General features: G+C 34.0%; 16 protein-coding genes. 1 reads left to right on the top strand and 15 read right to left on the bottom strand.

Annotation, left to right across the window (positions count from 1 at the left end; translation table 11 throughout):
* Positions 1 to 54: 54 nt before the first annotated feature.
* The 14 genes from murA to Q2T46_RS14290 form a co-directional block, all read right to left on the bottom strand.
* Complete coding sequence (gene murA / locus Q2T46_RS14355) at positions 55 to 1,305, bottom strand: UDP-N-acetylglucosamine 1-carboxyvinyltransferase (RefSeq protein ID WP_303264930.1); 1,251 nt, start codon at positions 1,303 to 1,305, stop codon at positions 55 to 57.
* A 71-nt stretch (positions 1,306 to 1,376) separates the two neighbouring features.
* On the bottom strand, positions 1,377 to 2,471 hold the full coding sequence (gene murG / locus Q2T46_RS14350; RefSeq protein ID WP_303264931.1) for an undecaprenyldiphospho-muramoylpentapeptide beta-N-acetylglucosaminyltransferase: 1,095 nt from the start codon (positions 2,469 to 2,471) through the stop codon (positions 1,377 to 1,379).
* A 4-nt stretch (positions 2,472 to 2,475) separates the two neighbouring features.
* Entirely contained in the window at positions 2,476 to 3,582 is a 1,107-nt protein-coding gene (gene spoVE, locus Q2T46_RS14345; RefSeq protein ID WP_311062276.1) for a stage V sporulation protein E, read from the bottom strand.
* A 7-nt stretch (positions 3,583 to 3,589) separates the two neighbouring features.
* Positions 3,590 to 4,954 (bottom strand): UDP-N-acetylmuramoyl-L-alanine--D-glutamate ligase, encoded by a 1,365-nt coding sequence (murD, locus tag Q2T46_RS14340; RefSeq protein ID WP_303264932.1) that lies wholly within the window; start codon positions 4,952 to 4,954, stop codon positions 3,590 to 3,592.
* 53 nt (positions 4,955 to 5,007) lie between these two features.
* Positions 5,008 to 5,958 carry a phospho-N-acetylmuramoyl-pentapeptide-transferase gene (gene mraY, locus Q2T46_RS14335; protein ID WP_303264933.1) on the bottom strand — a complete coding sequence of 317 codons (951 nt, stop codon included), beginning with the start codon at positions 5,956 to 5,958 and terminating at the stop codon, positions 5,008 to 5,010.
* A complete protein-coding gene (murF, locus tag Q2T46_RS14330; RefSeq protein WP_303264934.1) occupies positions 5,955 to 7,328 on the bottom strand; it encodes a UDP-N-acetylmuramoyl-tripeptide--D-alanyl-D-alanine ligase in 1,374 nt (457 codons plus the stop codon). Before murF ends, mraY begins: the two co-directional genes overlap by 4 nt.
* On the bottom strand, positions 7,325 to 8,779 hold the full coding sequence (locus Q2T46_RS14325) for a UDP-N-acetylmuramoyl-L-alanyl-D-glutamate--2,6-diaminopimelate ligase (RefSeq protein ID WP_303264935.1): 1,455 nt from the start codon (positions 8,777 to 8,779) through the stop codon (positions 7,325 to 7,327). The genes murF and Q2T46_RS14325 overlap by 4 nt, the downstream gene beginning before the upstream one ends.
* A gap of 87 nt (positions 8,780 to 8,866) precedes the next feature.
* Complete coding sequence (locus Q2T46_RS14320; protein WP_303264936.1) at positions 8,867 to 10,903, bottom strand: stage V sporulation protein D; 2,037 nt, start codon at positions 10,901 to 10,903, stop codon at positions 8,867 to 8,869.
* Between the two features lie 50 nt (positions 10,904 to 10,953).
* Positions 10,954 to 11,385, bottom strand: coding sequence for a septum formation initiator family protein (locus Q2T46_RS14315; RefSeq protein WP_303264937.1), 432 nt, complete (start codon positions 11,383 to 11,385; stop codon positions 10,954 to 10,956).
* A gap of 21 nt (positions 11,386 to 11,406) precedes the next feature.
* Entirely contained in the window at positions 11,407 to 12,339 is a 933-nt protein-coding gene (rsmH, locus tag Q2T46_RS14310; protein ID WP_303264938.1) for a 16S rRNA (cytosine(1402)-N(4))-methyltransferase RsmH, read from the bottom strand.
* A 9-nt stretch (positions 12,340 to 12,348) separates the two neighbouring features.
* Positions 12,349 to 12,780: a division/cell wall cluster transcriptional repressor MraZ gene (gene mraZ, locus Q2T46_RS14305; RefSeq protein WP_303264939.1), complete on the bottom strand. Its 432-nt coding sequence runs from the start codon at positions 12,778 to 12,780 to the stop codon at positions 12,349 to 12,351.
* Between the two features lie 162 nt (positions 12,781 to 12,942).
* Complete coding sequence (yfmH, locus tag Q2T46_RS14300) at positions 12,943 to 14,211, bottom strand: EF-P 5-aminopentanol modification-associated protein YfmH (protein WP_303264940.1); 1,269 nt, start codon at positions 14,209 to 14,211, stop codon at positions 12,943 to 12,945.
* Positions 14,212 to 14,224: 13 nt separating this feature from the next.
* Complete coding sequence (yfmF, locus tag Q2T46_RS14295) at positions 14,225 to 15,481, bottom strand: EF-P 5-aminopentanol modification-associated protein YfmF (RefSeq protein WP_303264941.1); 1,257 nt, start codon at positions 15,479 to 15,481, stop codon at positions 14,225 to 14,227.
* A gap of 100 nt (positions 15,482 to 15,581) precedes the next feature.
* The gene (locus tag Q2T46_RS14290; RefSeq protein ID WP_303264942.1) at positions 15,582 to 16,073 is read right to left on the bottom strand and encodes a YhcN/YlaJ family sporulation lipoprotein; all 492 of its coding nucleotides are present in this window, start codon (positions 16,071 to 16,073) and stop codon (positions 15,582 to 15,584) included.
* A 177-nt stretch (positions 16,074 to 16,250) separates the two neighbouring features.
* Here Q2T46_RS14290 and ychF point away from each other — a divergent pair, with 177 nt between their 5' ends.
* A complete protein-coding gene (gene ychF, locus Q2T46_RS14285; RefSeq protein WP_303264943.1) occupies positions 16,251 to 17,342 on the top strand; it encodes a redox-regulated ATPase YchF in 1,092 nt (363 codons plus the stop codon).
* Positions 17,343 to 17,377: 35 nt separating this feature from the next.
* On the opposite strand, the gene thiI is transcribed toward ychF, so the two are convergent.
* On the bottom strand, positions 17,378 to 18,529 hold the full coding sequence (thiI, locus tag Q2T46_RS14280) for a tRNA uracil 4-sulfurtransferase ThiI (RefSeq protein ID WP_303264944.1): 1,152 nt from the start codon (positions 18,527 to 18,529) through the stop codon (positions 17,378 to 17,380).

Genomic DNA, 18,529 nt, shown 5'->3' with positions numbered 1-18,529 from the left:
CTCTATCATATGCTTGTACAAATTTTAAGGTGATGTAAAACAGCCACTGCTGTTTTACATAGTTCTCTCTATGCTAGCACCAAGATTTTTTAAGTTCTCACTAAAATCCTCATATCCCCTATCAATATGTTCTATGTCTTCTACAATTGTAGTTCCAACTGCACCCAATCCTGCTAAGACTAACGCTGCTCCACCTCTTAAATCCTTTGCTAAAACATTTGTCCCCGTCAACTTTTCGACACCTTTTACTACTGCAATACGACCATCCACTTTTATATCTGCTCCCATTCTTACCAGTTCCTCTGTGTACTTAAACCTATTGTCAAATATAGTCTCTGTAATTATTGATGTCCCATCTGCCGTCGACAAAAGAGAAACCATTTGTGCCTGTAAATCAGTTGGAAATCCAGGATATGGAAGAGTGATTATCATGTCAACAGCTTTTGCTCTTTCACACGGTTCTAACTTTATAAAGTCATTGCCGGATATTATCTTAAATCCGCATTCATTAAGCTTAGACAAAAGTGAGTCTATATGTCTTTTTACAACATTTGTGAGAACTAGTTCTCCTTTTGTGATAGCAGATGCAATAAGATACGTTCCAGCTACTATTCTATCGGGTATTATCGTATATTCGGTGTCATGTAATTCTTTAACACCATGTATAACAATTGTATTTGTACCTGCACCAGTAATCTTAGCACCCATAGAATTTAAAAAGTTTTGAAGATCCTCTATTTCTGGCTCTTTTGCCGCATTTCCTATAACAGTCGTCCCATCTGCCATAGACGCTGCCAGCATAATGTTCTCTGTAGCACCAACGCTGGGCAAATCCAAATGTATCTCACTGCCACTTATTGAAGAGCATTTACAGTTAATATAACCATATGATTCACCTATAGATATGCCTAGCTTTCTTAAGCTTTTTAAATGCAAATCAATCGGTCTATGTCCGATATCACATCCACCAGGAAAACTTATCTGGGCAATATTATTTCTTGCTACTAAAGCTCCCATCAAAAAAATTGATGACCTCATAGCTCTCATAAGCTTATCAGGGATGTGATAATCTATAACACCGCTGGAATCAACGATAATATCTGAGTTATTAAATTCCACAGTACAGCCTAAATGCCTCAATATTTCTATCATAGAATACACATCTTTCAATTTGGGACATGAATGTAAAACACTTACACCTTTATTCAATAATGTTGCAGCAAGTATCGGCAATACAGAATTCTTTGCACCGTTTATCCGTAATTCACCTTTTAATCTATTTCCTCCTTCAATTACATACTTCATCCCATTCTATCACCTCCTGTTAAGCTGCACACTTCATAATATGCATCCTAGCTACAGGAGGTTACAATAGCTTATTTTAAATCGTTAATTAGCCTGTATATTTCTTTTGTAGCATCAACTTTTGAAAGTTTTTTTGCATTTGATTTCATCCTTTCTAGCACAACTGAATCTTTTAAGATTGATGATATTTTATCATATAAAATATCTCCATTTAATTCTCTCTCAAGAATAACTAATGCAGCACCATTCTTTTCAAGGACTCTTGCATTATATTCTTGATGGTTATGTGTAACATTTGGGGAAGGTATCAAAATTGATGCTGTTGATGTTGCCAATAGCTCAGCAAGTGTTATAGCACCGGCTCTGCATACCATTATATCCGCAACTGCATACACATCACCCATATCATAACAATATGGAATTATCTTAATATTCTTTCCTATTTTTATATCGTAATCTTTAATCATTTTTGTTACAGTATCATATTGATTTTTTCCCGTTATCATAAGTATTTGAAAATCATCATCTGCACGCTTTATTAATTCAACCATATATTGGTTTATTTTAGCAGCACCTCTACTACCTCCAACTGAAACTACCACTTTTTTACCCTGCTCTAACTCAAATTTCTTAAGGGCTTGCACTTTATTAGCATTTAATATCTCCATCCTTATAGGATTTCCAGTTACATAAACATTGTCTCTATCTCGAAAATATTTTTTTGAATCATCAAAAGCAGTTGCAATAATGTCTACAAACCTTGAAAGTACCCTGTTTGTAAGCCCAGGAAAGGCATTTTGTTCGTGTATTAATGTTGGTATATGCTTAAGGGCTGCAATCATTACCACAGGTCCACAAACATATCCTCCTGTTCCAATTACAATATCTGGCTTATATTCATTGATTATCTTCTTTGCATCTATTAAGCCATCAAAAGCAATTTTAATCGTCCTTAAAGTGTCTAGTGATAATTTCCGTTTAAAGCCTTTCACTCTTATAGTTTTAAGCTCATATCCTGATTTCGGCACTAACTCTTTTTCAAGTCCTTTCTCCGTGCCAACAAATAATATTTCTGCGTCCTTTTCATTTCTTTTAATTTCATCTGCAATTGCTACTGCTGGATAAATATGTCCACCGGTGCCTCCGCCTGTCAGCAAATATCTCATTTTATCAGCTCCTATCCATGTTTGCATAACGTGAAATATTAAGCAATATGCCCATTGCTGCCATCATAAATACTGTCGATGTTCCACCATAGCTTATAAACGGCAGGGACACACCTGTAGCAGGCATTGATGAAGTGACAACTGCAACATTTATTAAAGTTTGAACTCCAATTACACTTATTATCCCAGTAGCAGTTAGACACCCAAAGACATCTGGCGCTTTTGCTGCAACCCTAAGCCCCCTTATTATGAGATACAAAAACAAAAGCAATATAGAAGCTGTTCCTATAAGCCCAAGTTCTTCTCCTATTATTGAAAAAATAAAATCATTTTGTGGCATAGGTAAATACATAAATTTCTGACGGCTTCGACCTAAACCAACTCCAAAAAGTCCTCCAGAACCTAACGCATACAACGACTGCACAATCTGATATCCATGCTCTTTTATGTCTTGCCACGGATTTAAAAATGTAAATACCCTCTGCCTAATATATTTTACAGTAGTCACCACAATTAATGCCGCAGAACCTCCAAGCCCAAACAGTGTCACCATAAAAGATAATTTTGCACCAGCTACAAACAAAATAATTAACGATATAATAAATATCGTTCCTGCCGTGCTAAAATTAGGTTGTTTCATTATTAGCAAAAAGAAAATTCCAGCGATGAAAAGTACCGGCAGCACTCCCTTTTTAAAACTTTTTGCATAACTTGGGTTTTTATCAAAATATTTTGCGAAAAATAATATTATCGCATATTTCGCGATTTCTGATGGTTGAAGTGTAAATCCACCTATTTCAATCCATCTTGTTGAGTTGTACCTTGTGCTTCCTACACCAGGCAGTAATATAACTATCAACAAAATTATCGACAATATTAATAAAACGCCAGACAATTTCTTCAAATTATGATAATCAAAATTCATCATAAAAGTCATGGCAAAAAAACCTATTATGGCCCATAGAAGTTGTCTTTTTAAAAAATAGAAAGAATCATGATACTGATAGTAAGCATTGGCAGAACTTGCGCTAAACACCATTACAACTCCTATAGAAACAAGGACTAAAACAGATATCAATATGTTGTAATCAACGGGATACTTCATATTCACTATAGTACTACCCCCTCAAAGAATTTACAGTATCCTTAAAGAGTTTACCTCTCTCCTCAAAGCTTTTGAACATATCCCAACTGGCACATGCAGGCGACAAGAGCACATTATCACCAGGCATAGACATATTATAAGCAGCATAAACGGCATCATCTAGACTATTGACGATAGTTATATCTTCTCTAGAAAAACCATTTTTAACAGCAGACTGATATATTAAATCTTTCGTTTCGCCAAGCAATATTAACTTGCGCACACACCCATTAAAAGATTTGGTAAACTCATCAAAGCTTACACCTTTGTCGTATCCACCAGCTATAAGAATGATAGGTCCTTTCATGGCTTCTATAGCTTTTATAGCTGCGTCTGGATTAGTACCCTTGGAATCATTGTAGTATTTGACACCATTTATGCTTCTTACAAATTCTATTCTGTGCTCAACACCTTTGAATGTTTTTAATGTTGTGTTTATGATATTCACATCAATGCCTGCTAAAAATGCCATCGTTGATGCAACCATTGCATTCTCCACATTGTGATTTCCAGGAATATATATGTCATCAATATCTATGATGGTATTCTTCACATCATTTATAGATATGACAATCTTTCCATCTTCAATGTAAGTCCCTTGATTTAAAACTTTAACACTGCTAAATGGAAACACCTTGCACTTTGCCTTCTTAAACAATGAAGACATGTTTTTGTCATCACAATTTAAAACAGTATATTCATTGAAACTTTGATTTTCAAAAATACGACCTTTTATGTTTACATAATTTTCAAGTGTTTTATGTCTATTAAGATGATCTGGGGTAATATTTATAATAGCACTGATTACAGGTTTAAACTCTTTTATAGTCTCCAATTGGAAACTGCTTATCTCAGCAACGATGACATCTTCTCTGTTAGCATTTACTGCTGCTTCGACAAGTGGATAACCTATATTTCCAGCCACATATGTCCTAACCCCAGAATTCTTAAAAATTTCCCCCAGCAGCGATGTGGTAGTTGTTTTTCCATTTGTTCCCGTAATAGCATATATAGGAGCTTTTGATAATCTATATGCAAACTCCACTTCACCTATTACTTCAATACCTTTTGATTTTGCTAGTGCAACTATCTCTGAATCAATTGGAATTCCAGGGCTTACAATCACTATTTCTGCACCATCTAAAAGTTCATCTGTAACATCTTTAAAACAAAATGTTATACCACTATCTTTAAATTCGCTTATATCGTCTTTAAGCTCTTCTTTTGATTTCGAATCATATACAAATATCTTTGCCCCAAACATTGATAAAACTTTGCACAATGATTTTCCACTTAGCCCAAACCCTGCTACAATTACTTTTTTACCTCTAAGATCCATTTTTTCCTCCTAAATCACTTATATTTTCTCAAAAATTTCTTTTATCATAAAAATCAACTGATGCCATAAAATGCTAGAAAAACAGCAACTAAAGTCACAATCCAAAATACAAATACAACCTTCGTCTCAGACCACCCAGAAAGCTCAAAATGATGATGAAGTGGGCTCATCTTGAACACTCTTTTCCCTGTAAGTCTAAAATATATAACTTGAATTATTACAGACAGAGCCTCAACAACATATATAATTCCAACAAGTATCAAAATCACTGGCAACTTTGTCAGTGTTGCAAGTGTAGCTACAGCTCCACCAATGGCAAGTGAACCCGTATCCCCCATGAATACTTCTGCAGGATATCTATTAAATTTCAAAAAGCCTAAAAGTGCACCTGTTATGGCAGCACCAAACACAGTTAATGATGTATTGTTCATAAAAAATCCTATCAATGTAAAAAAAGCAGTAACCATAAATGAAACACCAGTTGCAAGGCCATCTAATCCATCAGTCAAATTCACACTGTTGACAGTACCTACAGCCACAAACATTATAAACGGTATGTAATAATATCCTAAATTAATTTCTTTCTTTAGGAATGGAACTATTACATCTGTGCCTACTAAATCTTTAGAAAAGTAGGCAAGTATTATTGCCAGAGCAAATTGACCTAAAAGTTTCTGGCGAGCAGTAAGACCCAATGATCTTTTATAGCGGACTTTAATATAGTCATCCAAAAATCCAATCACACCATATCCAAGAGTAATTAGAATTGCCAACGCCATATACTTATCCCATTTTGAAAATATCAAATTCGCAATCAATAGGGAAATGATTATAATTATTCCGCCCATTGTAGGTGTCCCGGCTTTTTTAAGATGTGTCTTAGGGCCATCACTTCTTACACTCTGTCCAAATTTAAGCTTCGAAAGCCAAGGTATTACTATAGGTCCCAACAAGACACAAATTAAAAAAGATATTACTGTTGCAAATACCATCTTTTGAATCATTTATTAGCACTCTCCTGTAGAAATTTCACGATCTCCTCCATTTTCATTCCTCTAGATCCCTTTATTAAAAAAACATCATTATTTCTCTTAATTTTTTTTATCTTCTCGTAAGCTTCAACGTTGTTTTTGCAAATCATTACATTTTTTGCATCCATTCCGTTTTTTATTGCTCCTTCAGCTATTTTAGCTGCAAAATCTCCAACCGTTATAAGTACATCTATACCTTCATCTTTTACATGTTTTCCTACTTCTTCATGTGCTAAATCAGAGTAATCTCCAAGCTCTAACATGTTACCAAGAACAGCTATTTTCCTTCTGTCTTTGTACCCTTTCAAAACTGATAAAGCAGCCTTCATAGATGCTGGATTTGCATTGTATGCATCATTTATTACTTTTATTCCTGATACATCTAGGATATTTAACCTCATGGCACTTGGTTGAAACTCAGCTAGTGCTTTTCTCATATCTTCTTTATTGACACCAAATTTAATTCCTATACAAATTGCCGCTAAAGAATTGTATACATTGTGCTTTCCGGGCGCATTCAGTTCAATATCCATCATATATCCGTCAATTATGACTTTATACTTCACAGATTCTTCTTTATATTCTATGTCAAAAGCTTTTACATCTCCATTATCTATACCATACGTAATGTATTGAGGACCTTTTTTATTTGTTAATTTTGCAAGCATATCGTCATCTGCATTAAGTATAACTGTATAGCCCTCTTTAAAATCTTCCACCAGCTCAGACTTTGCTTTTAATATATTTTCACGAGAACCCAATTTTTCAATATGGGCAACACCGATATTTGTGTACACTGCAATATTAGGCTCGGCTATGTCTTTAAGTCGCCTAATTTCTCCAAAACCGCTCATTCCCATTTCAACGACAGCCATGTCATGGTCTTTATTTAACCTGAATATAGTCAGAGGCAATCCTATCTCATTATTAAAGTTCCCCTTCGTCTTTAAAACATTGTATTTCATAGATAAAACATCGTATATCATGTCTTTTGTAGTAGTTTTTCCGCTGCTTCCTGTAACAGCTATAAAAGGTATTTGAAATTTTTCACGATAATATTTTGCAATCTTGTGTAAAGCCTCTTTTGTATTATCAACAAATATTATTGGCTTATTGTACCTACCAACATTATTTACTGATTCTGTAAGTGAAGCAGAACCTATTTTAAGGGCATCTTCAACAAACATTTCACCATCAAAATTTTCACCTTTAAGGGGTATAAAAAGCTCGCCTTCTTTTATTGTCCTAGAGTCTGTACTTATACCACTTATAGTCGAATTTATGTCTCCTGATAGTAATTTCCCGCCTGTAGCATCAATTATTTCTTTTAAACTTAAAATCAACTTTTTTCATCTCCGTCTAATATCTCTTTTACTATCTCTCTTTCATCAAAATCTATAACACCATCTTTTAAAACTTGATACGTTTCATGCCCTTTACCTGCCAGAATAACAATGTCATTATCTTTTGCTATAGACAGAGCATATTTTATTGCTTCTTTTCTATTTTCAATAATCTTGTAAGGACATTTTGTATTTTTTATCCCTGCTTCAATTTCACTTATTATCTTCATAGGGTCTTCTGATCTTGGATTATCTGATGTTATGATGACAAAATCTGCATATCTCCCTGCGACTTCACCCATTTTTGGTCTTTTACCTTTATCTCTGTCGCCACCACAGCCAAATAATAATATCTTTCTTCCTGTATCGTACTCACCAAATGCTTTCATCAAATTTTCCAAACCATCAGGTGTATGAGCATAATCAATTACTACATTGTAGGGTGCATCTATGTCAAGAACCTCAAATCTGCCTTTTATTTTAACATCTTTCAACGCCATTTTTACAGACTGAAGTGGTATGCCAAGAATAAATGCCACAGAAATGGCCGCCAGCGAATTGTACACGCTAAATAAACCGGGAATTTTTAAAGCTATATCGCTTTTTATATCTTCTATTTGAACAGTATATTTAGCACCTTTAATGTCATTTTTTATGTCTTTTGCCATTATGTAAGCATAATCTTTTATACCATATGTTACAACTTTAGCATTAGAGTTTTCTATTATTAGTGAAGAATAATCATCATCAATATTGATTACACACGCTATCTTTGCCATTCTAAAAAGTTTTGCTTTTGCATTGGCATAGTCGTCCATTGTCTTATGAAAGTCTAAATGGTCTTGTGTCAAGTTTGTAAAAACAGCAATGTCAAAATCGCACTCATCTACCCTGTTTAATGCCAATGAATGTGATGAAACTTCCATCACTACATACTTAACACCTTCATCTACCATCAGTCTGAGATACCTTTGCAAATCTAAAGATTCGGGGGTTGTTCGCTCTGTTGGATAAACTTTATCGCCTATCATATTTTGTATTGTACCTATTAAGCCTACCTTGTTGTTTTGGCTTTCTAGTATAGATTTTATCATGTATGTAACAGAAGTCTTACCATTTGTACCTGTTACACCTATCAAAAAAAGCTGCTTTGATGGATCACCATAATAATTAGATGCAATCTTTGCTAATGACTTCCTAGTATTTTCAACTTTTATCAGCGTAATATCTTTATCAATGCTGATTTCGCCATCTACCAGGACAGCTACTGCCCCTCTTTCAATAGCATCACCTATGTAATCTGCGCCATCAGATTTAAATCCTTTGATTGCTACAAACATTGAACCATCTTTTGAATTTCTTGAATCGTAACATATACCCCTTATGTCCACATCGACGTTGCCTTTTACAATTGTATATTCAATATCTTTCAATATATCTGCAAGTCTCATAATAGGCCTCCTATTCCATTATATACATTAATAGTATAGCACAATTATGCAGTTTGCATATATTAAAAACTGCATATTGTGCTTGAATTAATTTTCCAGTGGCCTAAAGTCAACTTCAACTGTTGTTCCTTTATCAACTTTCTCGCCTTTTTCTGGTTTTTGATTTACAGCAATGCCGGTACCATTGATTTTTATCTTAAGACCTAGGGAGCTTAAAATTGTGCTGGCTTCTGTGATAGTCTTCCCCTTTAAATCAGGCACTTCTACTTTTCCAGTATTATTGTATTCATTTAGAAGCAGGACAACTGTGGAATCTTCTTCTACCATCGCACCAGGCTTTGGCATCTGATCGATCACAGTGTTGCCTGTTCCGTCAATGGAAAACTGCAGTTTCTCTTTTAATAATGAATTTTGCGCCTCATACAAACTTAAATTTCTTACATCTGGCACTTTAACAAGAGGTTTTACTTCAATCCCTTTTGGTTTTACATTTAAATACGTCAAAGTGTCGTACAATATACTTTTTACTACAGGTCCTGCCAATGCACTTCCAAAGTGAGTTTCGGCGTTAGGCTCGTCAATTACGACTAATGCTATAACCTTTGGATCTTCAGCAGGAGCAAATCCTATGTATGATGCTACATATTTACCTGGCGTGTATTTTTCTGTTGTTCCTGTTTTTCCTCCTACATCATACCCCTCTATATATCCTGCCTTTCCTGTCCCTTCAGATACAACGCTTTTAAGTATTTCTCTCATTGTAGCTGAAGTCTTTTCAGATATTACTTGCCTTACTACTGTAGGCTTAAATTCTTTTATAGTCTTGCCATCAGAATCCACTATTGCTTTAACAATATGTGGCTCCATTAGCTTTCCACCATTTACTATTGCAGAAACAGCTCTTATCATCTGAAGTGGCGTAACTGCAATTCCCTGCCCAAATGAGTTTGTGGCAAGCTCTACAGGGCCTACATCTTTCTCTTTCATAACAAGTCCCGGTGCTTCACCAGGCAATGTTAAACCTGTGGTTTCGCCAAATCCAAACGCATGTATGTATTTGTATAATTTATCAACTCCAAGCCTTTGAGCTATCGTGGCAAAGACTACGTTGCAGGAGTTTTGAACACCTTGTACAAATGTTTCACTGTAATGAGTTGCCCAACAATTAATCCTTTGTCCGGCCACCATGATATATCCGGGATCGTAAAATTGCTCATTTAATCCAACAACTCCTTCTTCCAATGCTGCAGACGCCGTAACTGTCTTAAAAACAGATCCAGGTTCATATGCATCAGATATTGCTTTATTTCTCCAATTTTTAAACCATTCTTCTTGAGATCCAGCAAAAGGATTATTTGGATCGTAATCAGGTCTTGACGCCATTGCTAATATCTCACCAGTCTTTGGATTCATCACAACTGCCACAGCACCTTTTGTCGGTTTTGTATGTGCGTACGCTTCATCAAGTGCTTTTTCTGTAAAATGCTGTATATTTGAATCAATCGTTAAAACTACATTGTAGCCATCTATCGGTGGAATATATTCTTCTTCTCCATTCCCCATTTTCTGCCCTAGTGCATCCACTGGAGATGAAATCCTGCCGGGTATCCCTCTTAAATAACTATCATATACAGACTCGATTCCATCCAGACCTTGATTATCTACACCTGTAAACCCAAGTATATGGGAAGCTAAATTTTTTTCTGGATAATATCTCTTTGTATCACCAGATATTATCACACACGATAAATTCAATTTTCTGATTTTATTTGCCGTATCATCGTCAATTCTTCTTGCAATCAATACCTCTTGTACATTTTTATTATTTATCTTCTTTAATATATCTTCTTTATTGATTTTTAAAATTTCTGCCAGTTTTCTGACAACTTCATCTTTTTGACTATCTTTTAATTCTTTTGGTATAATGCTGACTTTATTTGAGCTAGCACTCTCAGCAAGTGCTTTACTATTTCTGTCTAATATTAAACCTCGCTTAGGCGACACAGCAACATCCAATGTCCACTGGGGCACAGCTAATTTTTGAAATTCTTCACTCTTAACTATTTGTATCCAAAATAGCCTGATAATAAGAACAATGATAATAAAGATAGAAAAAAACAGCAAAAATAAAATTCTCTTTTTAGTCGAAATGCTTGGTGATATGTGAATCCCTCCTATCTCACCAGCAGTCCCAAAATCCTCCCAAAGAAAGTTTTATTTTTATTATTATCATCTGTTTTTTTCTGAGCAACTTCATTTGTTTTACCGATACTCATGTAGACTATTTGCCCCTTTTCAGGTACTACCATTCCCAGCTGATTTTTTGCAATATCTTCTATCCTCTGTAAATCCTTCATTGATGCAATTTTGACTTCTAACTGCTGGTTTAAATTTTCTATTTCGCTGACCTTCGCCTCCATTTTGCTAAGAGCGACAGACTTTTGATAAATTAAAGCATATCTAAACAATACGGTAAGGCTTAAAAAACCTATAAAAACTATTAACATGAGGTTTTTTAATTTTTTATTTTTCCTTGGTTTTTTTGATTTATTTTCTTCATAATACGGCTTTAGGTCATAGTCATAATTGCGTTTTTCTAATACCAATTTATTCTTCCCCCTTATACTTTAGAACAGCAGTTTTTCGGCAACTCTTAACTTTGCACTGCGTGATCTGGGATTAGTTTCAAGTTCTTCTTCATTTGGTGTTACAGGTTTTTTTGTAATAATCTTTATAACTGGTTTCTTACCACAGGTACATGGCAAGTTTTTAGGACATGTACAGGGATTTTCTAACTTTTTGTACGTATTTTTTACAATCCTGTCCTCCAATGAATGGAAAGTTATAATAGCAATTCTACCATTGGGATTCATGGCATCTATGAAATCATCTATTGCATTATCAAGTCCCTTTAGCTCATCATTTACTTCTATTCTTACGGCCTGAAAAGTTCTTTTTGCAGGATGGTGTCCTGTCCTTCTTTTTGATGCTGGAACAGCCTTTTTTATTATATCTACCAGTTGAAATGTTGTCTTAATAGACCTTTTCTTTCTTTCTTCAACAATAAACTTTGCAATTCTTTTAGCCCATTTTTCCTCTCCATAATCATACAATATTTTTGCAATATCATCTTCAGAATAGTTGTTGACAACATACTCAGCAGTAAGAGCACTTTCCTTATCCATTCTCATGTCAAGTGGTGCATCATGCATATAAGAAAAGCCTCTTTTTACCTCATCTAACTGATACGATGATACACCAAGGTCTAAAATAGCACCATCAATGCGTCCTATATCAATATTTTTTAAAATATTTTTTATATTTTTATAATTGTCATGAACATAGGTAACATTGTTGAAGTCCTTAAGCCTTACAGAAGCAGCATTTATTGCATCCATATCCCTGTCTATAGCAATTAACCTTCCTGTTGAAAGACGTCTCAATATTTCGTAAGAATGGCCTCCCCCACCCAAAGTCCCATCAACATAAACTCCGTCAGGTTTTACTTTTAAATATTCAATTGTCTCATTTAATAGTACGCTTTCATGTTTAAATTCCATAAAATCACCTTAAATATTTAAGTCATCCAAATGTTCAGCAACATCCTCAAATGACACATCAACATTGTTCGAATACTCTAGCCAAACTTCTTTGCTCCAGATTTCTACTCTAGACGAAACACCTATTATTACAACTTCTTTGTCGATTTTGGCGTGTTCCCTTAAAATGTTTGGTATTAATACTCTTCCCTGTTTGTCTATTTCACATTCAGTGGCGCCTGCTAGAAAAAATCTTGTAAAAGCCCTAGCATCCTTTCTATTAAGTGGTAGTGTTTTTAACTTTGCCTCGATATTTGACCACTCTGTTAATGAGTATACAAAAAGACAATTATCAAGCCCTCTTGTCAGTACGAACTTATCACCAAGTTCATCCCTGAATTTGGCTGGTATTATGATTCTCCCTTTTGAATCTACTGTATGTTCATACTGACCCATAAGCATATCGAACACCCATTTCCATTACACTTTTAACCACTTCGCACCACTTTAAACCACTTATTATGTTTATTCTATGCAAAATCCAAAAATCCTTCAACAAATAAAAAAATTTTTTTCACAAATAAAAAAATAACGAGTTAAACTCGTTATAACAAACTTAATTTTCTATGGTTTTATGACTGATAGAACACAATTTTTTTCATCAAAAAATGTCTTAAATCTATTTATTACATCATCATGAGTTATTTCTTCAATTGTTTTAGTATAATCAAGTATATTTATGCCTCTCATGTAATAAGTTATAAAATTGTGTGATATACTTTCTACAGAGTTAAATGATTTTAAAAAACGTCCAGTTATTTTTCTTTTTATTCTATTTAAGTCACCGTCATCTATAGAATCAACTTTTGATATCTTATCTAAAACGGCTTGTTTTACTGCTTCAGGGTCTTTTGATTGACCACCTATAATAGAATATCCGTGATCTATTTCGCCGACGTATTCTGTATCAAATGTTGAATCAATAAGCCCATCATCATAAAGCTCTTCATATAGATCAGAACTTCTTCCTGCTAAAATCTCTAAGCAAATCTGTGTCACAATGTCTTTTTTAAGCAGCTTTTTACCACCATATCCGACATCATTATCTTTAAAACCTATATTAAAGAGTGGCATTGAAACTGCCATTTTTTGCTCGACATAGTTTTTATTTATACTTTCAGGTTCATTTGGATATATCCTTTTTATTTCTCCTTGTCTTTTATCAGTTTTTACGGAATTATTTACGATATCTAAAACTTTATTGATATCTATATCGCCGGCTGCAAACAACACCATGTTAGATGGATGGTAAAATGTTCTGTAGCATTTATACAATATATCTTTATCAATTTTTGATATAGATTCAATCGTACCCGCTATATCTACTTTAACAGGGTGCAGGTGATACAATCCACCTAACATATTAAAAAAAAGCCTCCAAGATGGATCATCATCATACATTCGTATCTCCTGTGCTATAATGCCCTTTTCCTTTTCTACATTTTCGTCTGTAAAATAAGGCCTCTGCACAAAGTCTAGAAGAAGTTTTAAATTGTCGTAAAAATTATATGTGCTGGAAAATAAATATGCTGTAGTTGTAAAATTCGTGTAAGCATTAGCAGAAGCACCATTTTTAGAGAACTCTTCAAATACACTGCCCTCTTCTTCTTCAAACATCTTGTGCTCCAAAAAGTGCGCTATTCCATCAGGTACATATGTTATTTCCGTTTCACCGGGAACAATAAACTGGCTGTCGTTTGACCCATAATGTGTTGCAAACATAGCATATTGCTTAATAAAGCCTTTCTTTGGCATGACATAGACATTTAATCCAGTTTCATGTTCATAATGATACATCTTTTCTTTTATCGTCTCATTAAAAATCTCTCTCATGTTTTATCCCTCCTCATTTTTTAGTCATAAAATAAACCGTATCTAATTGTATCTTTTTAGAAACATCAATAATATCTTCTTTTGTTACTTCATTTATCTTATTTATAAAATCGTCTATGCTGTAATCGGTGTGTGAAAGATTTTGCGATAAATAAAAATCCGAAACTTGCGTTGCACTATCTTTTATTGAATTCATAGACGTATTTAAAGCTTTGAGCGTTGAATCAAATTCATAGTCAGAAATGTTTCCGTCCTTTATTTCCTCAACTTCTTTAAGTATTATATCCAATGCTTTTTGATAATTTTCAATCTCTATACCTGACATTATAAGCATTAATCCTTTAAATCTCTCAAGCCTTGTTTGTGCATAATATGCAAGACTTGCTTTTTCCCTCACATTCATGAATAATTTTGAAAAAGGACCTCCACCCAGCACACCGCTCAATACCAAAAGCGGAAAATACTCATCGTCGCCCGGTTTTACATTTGTCCTAAATCCCAAAGTAAGTTTCCCTTGAGTGACATCTAGTTTATCTTGGACGTATTTAACTTGATCCACCTTTTTATATATTGGTGTATCAGGTATATAAACAACATCTCTACTGTCTATTTTAAAATACTTATCAAACAAACTTTTTATTTTATCTACACTCACATTGCCAATAACATATATATCTATAGGCAATGTTTTTATAACCTTCTTATAGTATTCGTAAAGATTTATTTCATCTATCTTATCAACATCATCTATACTGCCAAGTTCATATATTGAAAAATCTTCATCTTTACACATCTCTTCAATGCATCTGTCAACAGCATACTTTGTCTTTTCATTTATTCGGGAATTAATCAAATTCTTCTGTTTTTCTTTTTCCTGCTGAACATACTTTGAATCAAATCCATTGTTTACTACTAATGGATTTAAAAGTACATCTGAAATAAACTTAACTCCATCTTCCGTTATGTCATCTTTTATATAGTTGCTGTCTGCAATCTCTAACCTAAATTGTGCAATTTGCCTCTCACCTTTTTTATAAATTGAAAAAGAAAATGTAGCTCCATAAAGCTCCTCAAGATGTCTCGTTATTTCTTTATATGTTTTATAATTGAGACTTCCTCTCTTTAATACTGAAGGCAACAATGCAAATTTTGCTGTTTCATTGCTTAATCTGTTATTTATGTAAATATTAATCGTAAGCGTCTTAAATTTATCCATCTGGCTAACATACAGATTAATGCCCTTTCCAATATTCGCTTTCAAAATGGACATATTTTATCACTCCTTCTATAATAATCCAATTGACCTTAATTATATTTCAAATGTTTTGTCATGTCAATAAAACATAAACCCGGGTTTCCCCAGGTTTATTTTATGCACTTGGTGTAATTCTCTTTAATATCTCAGTAATCTGCTTAGTAAATTCTGATAATGGTTTTCCAGCCGCAATTCCTTTTGCTATATTGTCTATTCTCTTATATAAATCAGGATCCGATGTCACCGATACATTTTTTATACCCTTATCTGTATCCCTAACAGTTTTTTCAACCTTTTTCTTAACTTGAGTTTCGTGAGTTCCTTGTACACTTGCTTTCATATCAATACCTACTATAGCAGTATTTCCAGAAATTACGACTGTAGCTTTATTTACCTCAGGCAATTTTGCTACATTTGTTGCTATCTTTGCTGCTCTTGTACTTTGCAGTACCGGTCTTTTTACAGGAGCTGGTGTAGTAGGTGTAGGTGTTGTAGGAGTATATCTAGTAGGAGACGGCTTCTTAGTAGCCTTACATCCTGTCAAAGATATAGACAAAGCCATTATCAAAGTCAAAAGTATTAATAAAATGTTTCTTGCCTTTTTCAATTTAAACACCTCCAATCAATATTTTGCTCACATAAAAACAATTTATTATAATGTAATATGTTAATAATTGTCAGCCACAATTAAATTTGAACTTTTAACGCTTTTCATATATAATTCTATTTGATGCAAAATAGAAAAATTTTTTCATAAAATAAAAAACAATTCGGAGGAATATAAATGGAAATAGGCATAGTTGGTCTACCTAATGTTGGTAAAAGTACAATCTTTAATGCAATAACACAAGCAGGTGCTGAATGTGCAAATTACCCTTTCTGCACAATAGAACCTAATGTTGGTATTGTTTCTGTGCCAGACAATAGGCTTTATGAACTTGCAAAAATAGTAAATCCTCAAAAGATAATTCCAGCCACAATAAAATTTGTAGACATAGCTGGACTTGTCAAAGGCGCCAGCAAAGGCGAAGGTTTAGGAAATAAATTTTTATCGCATATTAGGGAAGTTGATGCAATTTTAAATGTGGTAAGGTGTTTCGAAGATAGCAATATTACTCATGTTGAAGGTAATATTGACCCAATTAGAGACATTGAAATCATAACATTAGAATTGGTGCTTGCTGATCTAGAAGTTATAGAAAAACGAATTGCAAAAACTTCTAAATACGCAAAAAATGATAAATCTGCAGCACTTGAATTAAATATACTAGAAAAAATCAAAAGTACTCTAGATGATGGAAAGCCTGTACGCACGATGAATTTCGATGAAGATGAGCTTCCATTTGTGAATCAGCTTATGCTTTTAACGTCAAAGCCAGTTATGTATGCTGCAAATATTTCTGAGGACGACCTTATATCTGGCAAAGAAAATGACTATGTTAAAAAGCTTAAAGAATATGCTGAAAAAGAAAAATCAGAAGTAATAGTCATATCAGCAAAGATTGAAGAAGAACTTTCATCACTTCCTGATGAGGAAAAATACGAATTACTGTCTGAATACGGATTAAAAGAACCGGGACTTAATAACATAATACGCCATGGATACTCACTTTTAGGACTTATTACATTTTTTACTGCTGGTCCAAAAGAAGTAAGAGCATGGACTATAAAAAAAGGAACAAAAGCACCTCAAGCTGCCGGAAAAATACACACAGATTTTGAAAAAGGTTTTATACGAGCTGAAGTAATATCTTACAAAGATTATATAGAATCTGGCGGAGAGGTAGCTGCAAAAGAAAAAGGTCTAATGCGACTTGAGGGAAAAGATTACGTCGTAGAAGACGGCGACATAGTAGTATTTAGATTTAATGTATGAGAAAATCCCATAGATGGTAATCTATGGGATTTATTTTAACTATCTTGTTTTATCTTGATTTGGTCTATCACTAAACTGTCTATAAATTTTTCATAGTCAATATTTTTTTCGCCTTCTATGACTTCTTCTAAATCCGGTTTTATTATAGGATGCTTAGGAACAAAAATTGTACAGCAGTCTTCATAAGGTCTTATTGATATGTCGTATGTCCCAATTTTTTGTGATATTTCCACTATCTCACTTTTATCCATTCCAATTAATGGTCTAAACACAGGCATATGTGTTACCGCATTTGTACAGTATAAGCTTTCTATGGTCTGGCTTGCTACTTGTCCTAGGCTTTCACCTGTTATAAGTGCTTTTGCTCCGTACTTATTGGCAATATTTTCAGCAACCCTCATCATCATCCTTCTCATTATTATGGTCGTCATCTTTGGAGGGCATTTATCATATATGGCAAGCTGAAAATCCGTAAAACTAACTACATGCAAGTATATATCTTGTCCATATTCTGAAAGTTTTTTGCACAAATCTATAACCTTGTCTTTTGCCCTCTCCTGTGTATATGGCGGGCTATGAAAATACACAGCTTCTACTTCTACTCCTCTTTTCATCATCATCCATGCAGCAACAGGGCTGTCTATTCCACCTGACAAAAGAACAACTGCCCTACCATTTGTCCCAAGCGGCATGCCACCTATTCCATCTGTTATACCAGAATACAAATAAGCCTTCTCCCGTATTTCTATATTTAAGACGATGTCTGGATTATGCACATCAACATGAACATTCTTTATGTTTTGCAAAATTTTGCCTCCAACCATCCTGCTTATTTCCATACTCTCATAAGGAAATGATTTATTTGGCCTCCTAGTCTCTACTTTAAAACTCTTACCTAAATAGCTTCTCATAAGCTCAATCGCTGCATTGTATATTGCATCAAGATCTAAATCAACCTTTTTCGCTACAGTCATACCTACTATGCCAAAAACTTTTTTAAGTTTATCTATAACCTCATTTACATTTCCGTCACATTCTACGTATATTCTACCATGGGTCTTCTCTACTTTTATTCCATCATAACCTTTTAATGCTTCTTTGATATTTTTAACAAGTTTATTCTCAAAAAATGCTCTATTATCGCCTTTTAATGCTAATTCTCCATACTTTATAAGAATTATATCCAT

Source organism: Thermoanaerobacterium sp. CMT5567-10 (assembly GCF_030534315.2).
Taxonomy (GTDB): domain Bacteria; phylum Bacillota; class Thermoanaerobacteria; order Thermoanaerobacterales; family Thermoanaerobacteraceae; genus Thermoanaerobacterium.
This window is presented reverse-complemented; position numbering and strand designations above follow the sequence as displayed.

Excerpts from the sequence above, each read along its gene's own strand:
- murA (WP_303264930.1), bottom strand. The coding sequence starts at position 1,305 with ATGAAGTATGTAATTGAAGGAGGAAATAGATTAAAAGGTGAATTACGG.
- murG (WP_303264931.1), bottom strand. The coding sequence starts at position 2,471 with ATGAGATATTTGCTGACAGGCGGAGGCACCGGTGGACATATTTATCCA.
- murD (WP_303264932.1), bottom strand. The coding sequence starts at position 4,954 with ATGGATCTTAGAGGTAAAAAAGTAATTGTAGCAGGGTTTGGGCTAAGT.
- mraY (WP_303264933.1), bottom strand. The coding sequence starts at position 5,958 with ATGATTCAAAAGATGGTATTTGCAACAGTAATATCTTTTTTAATTTGT.
- Q2T46_RS14325 (WP_303264935.1), bottom strand. The coding sequence starts at position 8,779 with ATGAGACTTGCAGATATATTGAAAGATATTGAATATACAATTGTAAAA.
- rsmH (WP_303264938.1), bottom strand. The coding sequence starts at position 12,339 with ATGGAATTTAAACATGAAAGCGTACTATTAAATGAGACAATTGAATAT.
- mraZ (WP_303264939.1), bottom strand. The coding sequence starts at position 12,780 with ATGCTTATGGGTCAGTATGAACATACAGTAGATTCAAAAGGGAGAATC.
- yfmH (WP_303264940.1), bottom strand. The coding sequence starts at position 14,211 with ATGAGAGAGATTTTTAATGAGACGATAAAAGAAAAGATGTATCATTAT.
- yfmF (WP_303264941.1), bottom strand. The coding sequence starts at position 15,481 with ATGTCCATTTTGAAAGCGAATATTGGAAAGGGCATTAATCTGTATGTT.
- ychF (WP_303264943.1), top strand. The coding sequence starts at position 16,251 with ATGGAAATAGGCATAGTTGGTCTACCTAATGTTGGTAAAAGTACAATC.
- thiI (WP_303264944.1), bottom strand. The coding sequence starts at position 18,529 with ATGGATATAATTCTTATAAAGTATGGAGAATTAGCATTAAAAGGCGAT.